Origin of the sequence: Pseudomonas putida (genome assembly GCF_001636055.1) — a bacterium.
In the GTDB taxonomy this organism is placed as follows: domain Bacteria; phylum Pseudomonadota; class Gammaproteobacteria; order Pseudomonadales; family Pseudomonadaceae; genus Aquipseudomonas; species Aquipseudomonas machongensis.
Window position 1 is genome coordinate 1,434,092 of sequence record NZ_CP011789.1, and the last position, 12,862, is coordinate 1,446,953.

Annotated in this window: 13 protein-coding genes and 1 tRNA gene; 6 read left to right on the plus strand and 8 right to left on the minus strand. The window is 63.4% G+C overall.

The annotated features are described in order from the left end of the window. Positions 1-25 precede the first annotated feature (25 nt). The 6 genes from AB688_RS06485 to AB688_RS06510 form a co-directional block, all read right to left on the minus strand. Positions 26-625: a 50S ribosomal protein L25/general stress protein Ctc gene (locus AB688_RS06485; protein WP_054894615.1), complete on the minus strand. Its 600-nt coding sequence runs from the start codon at positions 623-625 to the stop codon at positions 26-28. Between the two features lie 121 nt (positions 626-746). Then, positions 747-1,688 (minus strand): ribose-phosphate pyrophosphokinase, encoded by a 942-nt coding sequence (locus AB688_RS06490; RefSeq protein ID WP_029614333.1) that lies wholly within the window; start codon positions 1,686-1,688, stop codon positions 747-749. A gap of 47 nt (positions 1,689-1,735) precedes the next feature. Beyond that, positions 1,736-1,810: transfer RNA gene (locus tag AB688_RS06495), tRNA-Gln, on the minus strand. A 20-nt stretch (positions 1,811-1,830) separates the two neighbouring features. Continuing rightward, on the minus strand, positions 1,831-2,691 hold the full coding sequence (ispE, locus tag AB688_RS06500; protein ID WP_063542905.1) for a 4-(cytidine 5'-diphospho)-2-C-methyl-D-erythritol kinase: 861 nt from the start codon (positions 2,689-2,691) through the stop codon (positions 1,831-1,833). Positions 2,692-2,695: 4 nt separating this feature from the next. Then, a complete protein-coding gene (gene lolB / locus AB688_RS06505) occupies positions 2,696-3,313 on the minus strand; it encodes a lipoprotein insertase outer membrane protein LolB (protein WP_054894613.1) in 618 nt (205 codons plus the stop codon). 3 nt (positions 3,314-3,316) lie between these two features. Beyond that, positions 3,317-5,044 (minus strand): tetratricopeptide repeat protein, encoded by a 1,728-nt coding sequence (locus tag AB688_RS06510; protein WP_063542907.1) that lies wholly within the window; start codon positions 5,042-5,044, stop codon positions 3,317-3,319. Positions 5,045-5,315: 271 nt separating this feature from the next. On the opposite strand from AB688_RS06510, the gene hemA reads away from it, so the two are divergent. The 6 genes from hemA to AB688_RS06540 all read left to right on the plus strand — a co-directional run bounded on the left by hemA (position 5,316) and on the right by AB688_RS06540 (position 10,680). Further along, entirely contained in the window at positions 5,316-6,593 is a 1,278-nt protein-coding gene (gene hemA, locus AB688_RS06515) for a glutamyl-tRNA reductase (RefSeq protein WP_063542909.1), read from the plus strand. Continuing rightward, positions 6,590-7,672, plus strand: a complete 1,083-nt coding sequence (gene prfA / locus AB688_RS06520) for a peptide chain release factor 1 (protein ID WP_054894610.1) — start codon at positions 6,590-6,592, stop codon at positions 7,670-7,672. The genes hemA and prfA overlap by 4 nt, the downstream gene beginning before the upstream one ends. After that, positions 7,672-8,502, plus strand: coding sequence for a peptide chain release factor N(5)-glutamine methyltransferase (gene prmC, locus AB688_RS06525; RefSeq protein WP_063542911.1), 831 nt, complete (start codon positions 7,672-7,674; stop codon positions 8,500-8,502). Before prfA ends, prmC begins: the two co-directional genes overlap by 1 nt. Beyond that, complete coding sequence (locus AB688_RS06530) at positions 8,496-9,251, plus strand: molybdopterin-synthase adenylyltransferase MoeB (RefSeq protein WP_054894608.1); 756 nt, start codon at positions 8,496-8,498, stop codon at positions 9,249-9,251. Before prmC ends, AB688_RS06530 begins: the two co-directional genes overlap by 7 nt. Further along, entirely contained in the window at positions 9,244-10,044 is an 801-nt protein-coding gene (murI, locus tag AB688_RS06535; protein WP_054894607.1) for a glutamate racemase, read from the plus strand. Before AB688_RS06530 ends, murI begins: the two co-directional genes overlap by 8 nt. Positions 10,045-10,161: 117 nt before the next feature. Then, entirely contained in the window at positions 10,162-10,680 is a 519-nt protein-coding gene (locus AB688_RS06540) for an acyloxyacyl hydrolase (RefSeq protein WP_054894606.1), read from the plus strand. A 37-nt stretch (positions 10,681-10,717) separates the two neighbouring features. Here AB688_RS06540 and AB688_RS06545 read toward each other — a convergent pair whose 3' ends face one another. After that, positions 10,718-11,422, minus strand: a complete 705-nt coding sequence (locus tag AB688_RS06545) for an SDR family NAD(P)-dependent oxidoreductase (protein ID WP_063542913.1) — start codon at positions 11,420-11,422, stop codon at positions 10,718-10,720. A gap of 11 nt (positions 11,423-11,433) precedes the next feature. Beyond that, a complete protein-coding gene (gene phrB / locus AB688_RS06550) occupies positions 11,434-12,861 on the minus strand; it encodes a deoxyribodipyrimidine photo-lyase (protein WP_063542915.1) in 1,428 nt (475 codons plus the stop codon). Position 12,862: the final 1 nt, after the last annotated feature.

A 12,862-nucleotide genomic window follows, 5' to 3' on the forward strand; every position in this document is an offset into this window, starting at 1 on the left:
CGATCAACGCCGGCGTGCGAGTGGATTACTCGGCAGCGCCTTCTTCAGCAGCTTCAGCGGACACGCGTGGAGCGTGAACGTTGGCAACGGCTTTGTCATCACCGTGGGCCAGAGCGACGAACTCTACGCCTTTCGGAGCTTTCAGGTCCGACAGGTGGATGATGGTGCCGATTTCGGCCTTGGACAGGTCGACTTCGATGAACTCAGGCAGGTCCTTGGCTTCGCAGGAAACTTCGATCTCGGATTCTACGTGGGAGATCTCGCCGCCTTTCTTGACCGGGGCTTCTTCACCAACGAAGTGAACCGGAACCTTGGCGGTCAGCTTCTGGCCAGCAACGACGCGAACGAAGTCGGCGTGCATGATGAAGCCTTTGGCCGGGTGGCGCTGCAGGGCCTTGACGATGACGTTCTGCTTCTTGCCGTCGACGTTCAGTTCCAGAACGTGGCTGAAGGCAGCTTCGTTTTCGAACAGCTTGGTGATTTCCTTGGCCAGGATGGTCAGGGACTCGGCGTCCTTGTTACCACCGTAGACAACGGCAGGGATGTTCAGCGAGTGACGCAGGCGGCGGCTCGCACCTTTCCCCAGGTCAGTACGCGCTTGGGCGTTCAGGGTGAAATCAGTCATTTTGTTTCTCCAAAATAGCCCCCCGAGGGCGTTTGCGACCAGCGCCGGACGGGGATGGCAAAAAAGCCCCGCCCCGACATCGATGCCGGGGCGGGGCGCTTTTCGTCAGCGTGCGTTCCGCTTAGCGGAACATCGCGCTGATCGATTCTTCGTTGCTGATGCGGCGGACCGCTTCAGCGACTACCGGTGCGATATCCAGTTGGCGGATACGGTCACAGGCTTGAGCAGCGGCGGACAGCGGGATGGTGTTGGTCACCACCAGCTCGTCGAGCACCGACTTCTCGATGTTCTCGATCGCACGACCCGACAGAACCGGGTGAGTGCAATAGGCGTAGACCTTGGCAGCGCCGTGGTCTTTCAGGGCCTTGGCCGCGTGGCACAGGGTGCCGGCGGTGTCGACCATGTCGTCTACCAGGATGCAGGTGCGCCCTTCGACGTCGCCGATGATATGCATCACCTCGGAGTGGTTCGCTTTCTCGCGGCGTTTGTCGATGATACCCAGGTCGACACCCAGCGACTTGGCGACGGCGCGTGCACGCACCACACCACCGATGTCGGGGGAGACGATCATGAGATTATCGAAACGCTGGTCTTCGATATCGTCGACCAGTACGGGCGAACCGTAGATGTTGTCGACAGGAATATCGAAGAAACCCTGGATCTGGTCAGCGTGCAGGTCGACGGTGAGAACACGGTCGATACCCACGACAGTGAGCATGTCAGCGACGACTTTGGCGCTGATGGCTACACGTGCCGAACGCGGACGGCGGTCCTGGCGGGCGTATCCGAAGTAAGGAATCACGGCGGTGATTCGGGAAGCTGAGGAGCGGCGGAAGGCGTCGGCCATCACTACCAGTTCCATCAGATTATCGTTGGTCGGAGCGCAGGTCGGCTGAATGATAAAGACGTCTTTACCGCGGACGTTTTCATTAATCTCAGTGCTGATTTCGCCGTCGGAGAATTTACCGACAGAAACATCACCCAGTGGGATATGCAGCTGACGTACGACACGCCGAGCCAGATCGGGGTTGGCATTCCCCGTGAAGACCATCATCTTGGACACGCGCAGTACCTGAAGGCTGAGGGTAACCTGGATGAGTATAAGGAAAATGGCAGGGGCGGCTGGATTCGAACCAACGCATGGCAGGATCAAAACCTGCTGCCTTACCGCTTGGCGACGCCCCTGTATCTGTTGCTGCGAACGCTTATGCGCTCGACTTCTTGATCAGACTTTGCAGCTTGCGATGCAACATCGAAACATTGCTTCCTTTTGCCACAAACCCTGCTTGGGTCTCTGAAAGAAGGGCCAGAACTCTATCAGCTTCGGCTTTGCTTGGGAAGGCCCCAAACACGCAACTTCCAGTGCCGGTCATTCGAGCTTCCGTAAATTTACCCAGCGAATTCAGCGCATTGCGAACTTCTGGATAACGTTGCTCTACCACCGGTTGGCAGTCATTTCGACTGTTTCCCTCGGGAACGGGGCGCATCTTAAGGGGGAGGGAATCACGTGTCAACTCTGGATGCGAAAAAATTTCCGCTGTGCTGACAGACACTTGCGGCACCAGCACGACATACCAGGGTTCTTCCGGATCGACCGGGGTCAGTTGTTCGCCCACGCCTTGGGCGAAGGCGGCATGACCACGTACGAACACCGGCACATCGGCCCCCAGTGTCAGCCCCAGCGCAGCCAGGCGGTCGACCGGCCAGTCGAGCTGCCACAGATGATCCAGGGCGAGCAGGGTAGTGGCCGCATCGGAACTGCCGCCACCGATACCGCCGCCCATGGGCAGGACCTTGTCGAGCCAGATGTCGACACCCAGCGGTGTGCCGGACTGTTCCTGCAGCTTGCGCGCTGCGCGCACGATCAGGTTGCTGTCGTGGGGGACATCGGCGATCTGGGTGTTCAGGCGGATCAGGCCATCGTCGCGCAGCTCGAAGCTCAGCTGGTCGGCGTGATCGAGGAACTGAAACACGGTTTCCAGCTCGTGATAGCCGTCGGCGCGTCGGCCGGTAATGTGCAGCCACAGGTTGAGCTTGGCCGGCGCGGGCAGGGTGAGCCTTTGCATCGGATCAGTGTCCCAGCTGGCGGGGTTGCCAGTCCTTGACCACCAGGGTGACGTCGAGGTTTTCGCCGTGCAGCTTCAGGCGCTCGGGCAGCCAGTAGCCGTTCTGTTCGATGTAGCTCAGGTATTCGACTTCCCAGCCGTCCTGGGTGAGGCGGGCCAGGCGGCTGTCGCCATCGAGGGTCAGTTGGCTCTTGCTGTCCGGGGCCGGAAGGCCGCGCACCCACCAGACCAGGTGCGATACCGGCAGGCGCCAACCGAGCTGCTCTTCGAGCAGGGCTTCGGGGTTCGCTGCCTCGTAACGGCCCTGATTGGCCACTTCCAGCACCACGCCGCCGGGGCGGCCGGTCAGGCGTGCGGCGCCGCGACCCAGGGGCCCAGCCAGGCGAATGTCGTAGTAGTCCTGGCGCTGCAGCCAGAACAGCGTGCCGCTGCCCGAGTCACGCGGGGCGCGGATGCCGACCTTGCCGTTGATCTGCCAGCCGTCGAGGGTGCTCAGCTGTTGCTTGTGCTCGCGCCACTGTTGCGGGCTGCCCTTGCCCTGGACGGCTTCACGGGTGCCGAAACCGGCGCAGCCGGTGAGCAGGGCGATCAGGGCGAAGGTGATGAGATGACGCAAACGCATGATTTAAAGGTTCTCGGATCCGGTCAGGCGCAGGACGGTCTTGCGCAGGATAGGGCTGTCGGGTTGTTCAGCGAAGGCCTTGGCCCAGACCTGGCGCGCTTCGCGGCGCTTGCCGTTGGCCCACAGCACCTCGCCCAGGTGGGCGGCGACTTCATGGTCGGGGAAGCGCTCCAGCGCCTGGCGCAACAGGCGCTCGGCCTCGTCCAGGTTGCCCAGGCGATAATTGACCCAGCCCAGGCTGTCGAGCACTGCTGGGTCGTCCGGGGTGAGCTGGTGGGCTTTGTCGATCAGTGCTTTTGCTTCGCCATAGCGTGTGGTGCGGTCGGCCAGGGTGTAGCCCAGGGCGTTGAGGGCCATGGCGTTTTCCGGTTCGCGGGCGATGATGGCGCGCAGATCTTTTTCCATCTGCGGCAGGTCGTCGCGCTTTTCAGCCAGCATGGCGCGGGTGTAGAGCAGGTTGAGATCGTCGGGGTAACGCTTGATGGCCTGCTGCAGTACCTGGTCGGCCTGGGCTTCCTTGCCATTGTTGCCCAGGGTTTCGGCCTCGATGAGGTAGAGCTGGATCGCATAGTCGGGCTGTGCCTCGCGGGCTTCGGCCAGGTGGCGCGAGGCCTCGGCGCTGCGGCCGTTGGCGATCAGGATATCGGCTTGGCGCAATTGCGCGGCCAGGTAGTCGGGGCCTGGGCCGACCAGCGCGTATTCGCGCAGGGCCGCTGCCGGGAGGCCGCGTTCTTCGCGAATGCGCCCGAGGTTCAGGTGCGCGGCGTCGACGTTGCTGTCGCGCTCGACCATCTCCTGCAGGTAGCCTTCGGCCTCGTCCCAGTTCTTGTTCTCCATGCTCACCAGCGCCAGCGAATAACGCAGTTCGTCGTCATCCGGGTACTGTTGCAGCAGGCTTTCGAACTCGGCCTTGGCGTCGGTGATGCGGTCCTGTTCGACCAGCGTGCGGGCATACGTGATGCGCAGGCGCTTGTCGTCCGGATTGTCGCGAATCGCCCCGCGCAGCAGTGGCAGTGCTTCGCCGCCACGGTCCAGGGCCTGGAGCAGGCGCGCGCGCAGCAGGATCGGCGCGATTTCGCCATTGCGTGGCGGATGGCTTTCGAGCAGTTCGAGTGCCTGTTCGGTCTTGCCGTCCTGGTTGAGCAGCAGGGCCTTGCCGAAGACCAGTTGGCTGTTGTCCGGGTACTTGACCAGCAGGCGGTCGAAGCTTTGCATCAGCCCGTCGCGGGTGCTCTGGTCGGTTTCGGCGGCAGACAGGGCGAGGAAGTCGAAGTGGGTATCGCCCTGGCCCTGGAGCACTTTCTCCATGTAGGCCATGGCGTCGTCGTAGCGGCCGGAGCGGGCCAGCTGGATCGCCGCGGCGCGCTGGGCGTCGAGGTTCTGCGGGTCGTTGCGGGCCCAGATCAGCGCGGTGTCGAGGGCCGGTTCATCGGCCCCGAGGTACTCGGCGATGCGGTAGGCACGCTCGGAGACGGCCGGGTCCTGGGTTTTCTGTGCCTGGTCGACATAGTTGGCCAGGGCGATGTCGAAGCGGTTGCGCTGGCCGGCAAGTTCAGCCACCAGCAGGCTGTAGAGCGTGTCCTGTTTGAACGATCCATACACCACAGGGGTTTTCGCCTCGGGCTTGTCGGCTTCGGCAACAGCTTGCTGATCCTCGCTCTTGTGCGGGATCAGGCTCTGGCAGCCCTGGAGCAGGGCGAAGGCAAGCAGCAATGCGTAGGGTCTGTTCATAGAGGCTTTGGTGGACTAACCGGCGGTCGGAGCATGATGACACAAGCGCGGGGGCAAACCCACCCGCGAAGTGTGTGACCGCGCTGAGCGCGTGATGTTCGGGGGCAGGCCGACTGTCACACGTGTTTGCGGCAGATGCCTGGCCGGGTTCGGGCCATGCCTGCAGGCCTCACGATAGCCCAGGCTCATCACGACAATAGCGAACGGTGGTTGTCCTGAATCCTGCGAAGTAGGACAATTATCGGCTTCCCGTCCCAACCAGCGACCTTGCATGGCCTTTCTCGCCCTCGGTATCAACCACAAGACTGCCTCGGTAGACGTACGCGAGCGCGTGGCGTTTACGCCCGAGCAGCTGGTCGATGCCCTGCAGCAGCTCTGCCGACTGACCGCCAGCCGCGAGGCGGCGATCCTGTCGACCTGCAACCGCAGTGAGCTCTATATAGAGCAGGACCAGCTCAGCGCCGACGCCGTGCTGCAATGGCTGGCCGCCTACCACCGCCTGAGCCTCGACGAGCTGCGTGCCAGTGCCTACGTTCACGAAGAACACGATGCGGTCAAACACATGATGCGTGTCGCCTCCGGGCTCGACTCGCTGGTGCTGGGCGAGCCCCAGATCCTCGGCCAGATGAAATCGGCCTACGCCGTGGCCCGTGAGGCCGGCACCATCGGCCCGTTGCTCGGGCGTCTGTTCCAGGCCACCTTCAGTGCCGCCAAGCAGGTGCGCACTGACACCGCCATCGGTGAGAACCCGGTCTCGGTCGCCTTCGCCGCCGTCAGCCTGGCCAAGCAGATCTTCGCCGACCTGGGCCGCAGCCAGGCCCTGCTGATCGGTGCCGGCGAAACCATCACCCTGGTCGCCCGCCACTTGCATGAGCAGGGGGTCAAGCGGATCGTCGTCGCCAACCGCACGCTCGAGCGCGCCAGCATCCTCGCCGAGCAGTTCGGTGCCCATGCCGTGCTGTTGGCGGACATCCCGCAGGAACTGGCCAACAGTGACATCGTCATCAGTTCCACCGCCAGCCAGTTGCCGATTCTCGGCAAGGGCGCGGTCGAGAGCGCGCTGAAGCAGCGCCGGCACAAGCCGATCTTCATGGTCGACATCGCTGTGCCGCGGGACATCGAGCCGCAGGTGGGCGAGCTGGACGACGTCTATCTTTATACGGTCGACGACCTGCACGAAGTCGTCGCCGAAAACCTCAAGAGCCGCCAGGGTGCAGCCCAGGCCGCCGAAGAGCTGGTCAATCTCGGTGCCGATGACTTCATGGCGCGCCTGCGCGAGCTGGCTGCGGTAGACGTGCTCAAAGCCTACCGCCAGCAGAGCGAGCGGTTGCGCGATGAGGAACTGCAAAAAGCCCAGCGCCTGCTGGCCAACGGCGGTAACCCCGAAGAAGTACTCGCCCAGCTGGCCCGCGGCCTGACCAACAAGCTGTTGCACGCGCCCAGCGTGCAACTTAAAAAGCTCTCTGCCGAAGGCCGCGTCGATGCGCTGGCCATGGCCCAGGAACTCTTTGCCCTCCATGAGGGCTCGACGGACAAACCCACGCAATGAAAGCGTCGCTGCTGAAAAAACTGGACATCCTCCAGGACCGCTTCGAAGAACTCACCGCCCTGCTGGGTGATGCCGAAGTCATTTCCGACCAGACCCGTTTCCGCGCCTATTCCCGTGAATATGCCGAAGTCGAGCCGGTGTTCGTCGCCTATAAGGAGTGGTGCAAGGTCCAGGAGGATCTGGAGGGCGCCCAGGCGCTGCTAAAGGACAGCGATCCGGACCTGCGCGAGATGGCCGTGGAGGAAGTGCGCGAAGCCAAGGAGCAACTCGTCGTCCTGGAGTCGCAGCTTCAGCGCATGCTGCTGCCCAAGGACCCCAACGACGGGCGCAACGTGTTTCTCGAGATCCGTGCCGGCACCGGCGGCGACGAGGCTGCGATCTTTTCCGGCGATCTGTTCCGCATGTACTCGCGCTACGCCGAGAAGCGTGGCTGGCGCCTGGAGATTCTCTCCGAGAACGAGGGTGAACACGGCGGCTACAAGGAAATCATCGCCCGCGTCGAGGGCGACAGCGTATACGGCAAGCTCAAGTTCGAGTCCGGGGCGCACCGGGTGCAGCGCGTGCCGGAAACCGAATCGCAGGGCCGCATCCACACCTCCGCCTGCACCGTGGCGGTGCTGGCCGAGCCTGACGAGCAGGCCGCAATCGAGATCAATCCGGCCGACCTGCGCGTCGACACCTATCGCGCCTCGGGTGCGGGTGGTCAGCACGTGAACAAGACCGATTCGGCGATCCGCATCACCCACTTGCCGACCGGCATCGTCGTCGAGTGTCAGGAAGAACGTTCCCAGCACAAGAACCGCGCCCGCGCCATGTCGTGGCTGTCGGCCAAGCTCAACGACATGCAGACCAGCGCCGCGCAGAATGCGATTGCCAGCGAGCGCAAGCTGTTGGTGGGCTCGGGCGACCGCTCCGAGCGCATCCGCACCTACAACTACCCGCAGGGTCGGGTCACCGACCATCGCATCAACCTGACGCTCTACTCCCTCGACGATGTGCTCGCCGGTGGTGTCGATGCGGTGATCGAACCCTTGCTGGCCGAATACCAGGCCGATCAACTGGCCGCCCTGGGGGACTGATGACCATCATCGCCAGCCTGCTGCGCAATGCGCAATTGCCCAATTCGCCCACCGAGCGCCTGGACGCCGAGTTGTTGCTGTCCGCTGCCTTGGGCAAGTCGCGCAGCTACCTGCACACCTGGCCCGAGCGTATCGTCAGCAGCGAGGCGGCGCAGGCCTTTGCGGCCTTTCTCGAACGCCGTCGCGCAGGTGAGCCGGTGGCGTACATTCTCGGTCAGCAGGGCTTCTGGAAGCTCGACCTTGAAGTCGCGCCGCACACGCTGATCCCTCGACCAGACACCGAGTTGCTGGTGGAAACCGCGCTCGAACGGGTGCCTGCCAAACCTGCCCGGGTGCTTGACCTTGGCACCGGCAGCGGCGCCATCGCCCTGGCCCTGGCGAGCGAGTGCCCGGCCTGGCAGGTGACGGCAGTCGATCGCATCGACGAGGCCGTGGCCCTGGCCGAGCGCAACCGCGCGCGCCTGCACCTGATGAATGTTCAGGTGCGCAGTAGCCACTGGTTCGACGCCCTGGCCGACGAGCGTTTCGACCTGATCCTCAGCAACCCGCCCTACATTGCCGCCGAAGATCCGCACTTGAGCGAGGGCGATGTGCGTTTCGAGCCCAGCAGTGCGCTGGTGGCCGGCCCAGATGGCCTTGACGATCTGCGTCTGATCATTGCCCAGGCGCCGCAGCACCTGTTGCCCGGCGGCTGGTTGTTGCTCGAGCATGGCTACGACCAGGCTGGCGCAGTGCGTGACCTGTTGGCTGGTAGCGGTTTCATCGAGGTGGACAGCCGCCGCGACCTGGGTGGGCATGAGCGTATTTCCCTTGGGCGCCTGCCATGCTGAGTGACCAGGAACTGTTGCGCTACAGCCGGCAGATCCTGCTGTCGCAGGTGGATATCGACGGCCAGTTGCGGCTCAAGCAGAGCAAGGCCCTGGTGGTCGGGCTCGGTGGCCTGGGGTCGCCCGTCGCGCTCTACTTGGCGGCTGCCGGCGTGGGCGAGTTGCATCTGGCCGACTTCGACACGGTCGACCTGACCAACCTGCAACGCCAGGTCCTCCATGACAGCGACAGCGTCGGCATGACCAAGGTCGACTCGGCGTTGCAGCGTCTGCAGGCGATCAATCCGGAGGTCACCCTGGTCGCCCATCGCCATGCCCTGGACGACGACTCGTTGGCTGCGGCGGTGGCGGCGGTGGACCTGGTGCTGGACTGCTCCGACAACTTCGCCACTCGCGAGTCGGTCAACGCCGCATGCGTGGCTGCCGGCAAACCGTTGGTGAGCGGCGCGGCCATTCGCCTGGAGGGACAGTTGTCGGTGTTCGACCCTCGGCGCGACTACAGCCCTTGCTATCACTGCCTCTATGGCCATGGCAGCGAGGCCGAGCTGACCTGCAGCGAAGCCGGCGTGATCGGTCCGCTGGTGGGGCTGGTGGGCAGCTTGCAGGCCTTGGAAGCCCTGAAGCTGCTGGCCGGGTTTGGCGAGCCCCTGGTGGGCCGCTTGTTGCTGATCGATGCCCTCGGCACGCGCATGCGCGAGCTGCGGGTCAAGCGAGACCCGGCCTGCACGGTGTGCGGCGATCGCCATGGCTGATCGCTCGGCGCCGGTGGGCGTGATGGATTCGGGCGTCGGTGGCTTGTCGGTGCTTGCCGAGATTCGGCGCTTGCTGCCCCACGAGTCGCTGCTCTACGTCGCCGATTGCGGCCACGTACCCTATGGCGAGAAATCCCCCGACTACATCCGTGAGCGCTGCCGGCGCATCGCCGAGTTCTTCCACGCACGCGGTGCCAAGGCCATGGTCCTGGCGTGCAATACCGCGACCGTGGCGGCTGTGGCTGACTTGCGGGAGCGCTACCCCGATTGGCCGTTGGTGGGCATGGAGCCTGCGGTCAAGCCGGCCGCTGCGGCGACACGCTCCGGTGTGGTCGGCGTCCTGGCTACCACCGGCACCTTGCAGAGTGCAAAATTTGCCGCCTTGCTCGACCGCTTCGCCAACGATGTGCAGGTGGTCACCCAGCCATGCCCTGGCCTGGTCGAGCTGATCGAGGCCGGTGACCTGAACAGTCCACTGCTACGCCAGATGTTGCTCGGCTACGTGCAGCCGCTGCTGGCTGCCGGCTGCGACACGCTGATCCTCGGCTGCACGCACTATCCCTTCCTGCGCCCGCTGCTGGCCGACATGGTGCCGGCCGAGGTGGCGATCATCGATACCGGTGCTGCCGTGGCGCGTCAGTTGCAACGCCTGTTGCTGGCCCGCGACCTGCTGGCCGACGGGCCTGCGCGTGAGGCCGAATTCTGCAGCAGTGGCGACACGCAGCACTTGCACAAGATCCTCCCGCTTCTATGGGGCGCCTCGGTCGAACAGGTCAGTGCGTTCGACTTGTAAAAAAAATGTGAAATTTCCCTTGGCAAAGCTGAACTATCGTCCCAGTGCTGATTTCTATCATTGAGCCTGACTTACAGGCAGACACTTGATAACAACACCAGGAAGAAGGACGGGCTCATGAGGCATTTGCTTGGAGTGGCAGTGGTTGCCGCGTTGGCGTTGGGGCAGACGGTATCGGCGCAGGCGGCCGATGTCTCGTTGTCGGTGGGGCAGACCGGCGACAGCACCATGGTCTACCGACTGGGGCTGCAGTCGAACTGGGATGCCAGTTGGTGGCAGACCAGCGTAGGCCGTATTACTGGTTACTGGGACGGTGCCTACACCTTCTGGGATGGCGACGAGCGAGCAAGCAATCACAGCCTGTCGTTCGCGCCGGTGTTCGTTTACGAGTTCGCCGGGGACTCGGTCAAACCTTACATCGAGGCGGGGATTGGTGTGGCGGCATTCTCGCGGACCAAGCTGGAAAGCAATGACCTGGGCTCGTCGTTCCAGTTCGAGGACCGTATCGGATTCGGCCTGCGTTTTGCCGGTGGGCACGAGATCGGGGTTCGCGCGATCCATTATTCCAACGCGGGGATCAAGCAGCCCAATGATGGCGTCGAGAGCTATTCGCTGCATTATCGTATGGCGCTCTGACCCGAATCACCGGGGCGCTTAGCGCCCCGTGTTCACCTCAAGCTTCCTTGGGCAGTGGCCACAGCAAGGTCGGATCCATCACTTCGAGCACCAATTCGGCCTGGGGTTGTTCGAGCCTGCGCACCAACTCCTCTGCTGCGCTCTGCGCCGTCCAGGATTCAGGTATCGCCATGCTGCTGCTAACCGGTGCCTTGAGCGACTGCGGCGCAACCACCGTAAGCTGTACCGTCAGATCGTCGAGGACCTTGCGTTGCTCGCGGAACCACTGTGGCAGGCTGTTGTGCCCTGCCGGGTTTTGCGCTGGCGCAAACAGCTGCAGCGTCGAATAGCGGCTGAACAGTGCCATCACCTGTGGCCTGTCGCCTCTGGCCAACAAAGACAGTGCGTTGGTCAAGACATGCTCGCTGGCGCGCCGGTTGCTGCTGACGATGGCTTCCATTATCGCGTTGGCAGGTAGGCTGTCTGGCAGGTAGTCGCACGTGCCGGCATTGACGATCAAGACATCCAGTGCGCCCCAGTGCGACTGCAATTGCTCGGCCGCCGCCTGCGCCTCGGCCAGCTCGTGCACGTGCACGGGCAGGCGCAGCAAGCGTGCCTCGTGCAGCTCGGCCAACGTGTCGAGTTCCTGGCAATTCTTTCCGCTGGCGGCGACTCGATGACCCTCTTCGAGCAACCGTTCGACCAGGGCGAGGCCTACGCCATTGCTGGCCCCTGTCACCCAGAACCTGCGCGTACTGCTCAATACCGTGTCCTTCAGTTGGTGGAGGCGGGTAGCGCCTTGAATGCCGCCAGTGCCCTATGGCGACTGCTGTCCAGATCCACGATCGGGCTGATGTAGCTATTTGTATCAAATAGTCCGGAAGATTTCACAGGCAAATGAATGTGTTTGTCATCCAGATGGGTGAGTTCTGGTAACCAATGGCGGATAAAGCGTCCTTTTGGATCGAAACGCTGCGACTGGGTCACTGGGTTGAAGATCCGGAAATAGGGGACCGAGTCGGTGCCGGTGGAGGCGCTCCACTGCCAGCCGCCGTTGTTCGCCGCCAGGTCGCCGTCGATCAGGTGTCGCATGAAATGCCGCTCGCCCTTGCGCCAGTCGATGAGCAGATTCTTGCTCAGGAACATGGCTACCACCATGCGCAGCCTGTTGTGCATCCAACCTGTATGCAGCAACTGGCGCATGGCCGCGTCGATCAACGGAAAACCGGTGCGGCCTTGTTCCCACGCCTCCAGATCTTCGGGCGCATCACGCCAGGGCAGAGCCTCGGTAGGGGCGCGGAAGGGGCGGTGGCGCGAGACCTGTGGATAACCCACCAGGATGTGCTTGTAGAACTCGCGCCAGAGCAGCTCGTCGATCCAGGTCCGTACACCTTGGCTGCCGCTGTCGAATTCGCCACGGTTGCTCGACAGTGCGGCGTGCAGGCATTGGCGCGGCGAGATCACGCCGGCGGCAAGATAGGGCGAGAGTTGGCTGGTGCCGGGCCTGGCCGGCAGGTCACGCAGGGTCTGGTAGTCGTCGATGGTTTCGTCGACGAAGCGCGACAGCCTGCCCTGAGCCTCGTCTTCACCGGCAGGCCAGTGGTCGCGCAAGGCCTTAGCGGGCGTGTCGAAGCCTTCGATATGCCTGGGGATCGAGTCGCTGGCGATGCCCAGCGGGGCCTGTGGTTTCACGGGATGGGCAAGGGTTGGCAGGCTGCGATGCAGATGTTCCAGGCAAGCCTTGCGAAACTGGCCGAAGACCTGGAAGTAGTTGCCCGCCTTGGTCAGGAGGGTGCCGGGATGGAAGAACAGCTGGTCCAGGTGCGTGCGGGTGGCCACGCCGGAGCGCTCCAGCAACGACTGGGTACGCTGGTCACGCTGGCTTTCGTTGACGCCGTACTCATCGTTCCAGTGCACCGTCTGCACCTTGTGCATGCGGCAAACCTCCAGCACGGTTTCGGGCACCTGTTGCCAGGTGTCGGTATGGCGGATCAGCAGCGGGATATTCAGGCGTTCGAGAGCCTGACGCAGGTCGTGCAGGTTGCGTATCCAGAAGTCGACCTTGCTCGCCGCATCGTCATGCGCGTGCCATTGCTCGGGGCTGGCGATCCACAGGGCAATGGTCGGCCCCTGTGCGGTGGCGGTGGAGAGGGCGGTATTGTCGCTTATGCGCAGGTCGCTGCGCAGCCAGATCAATTGCATC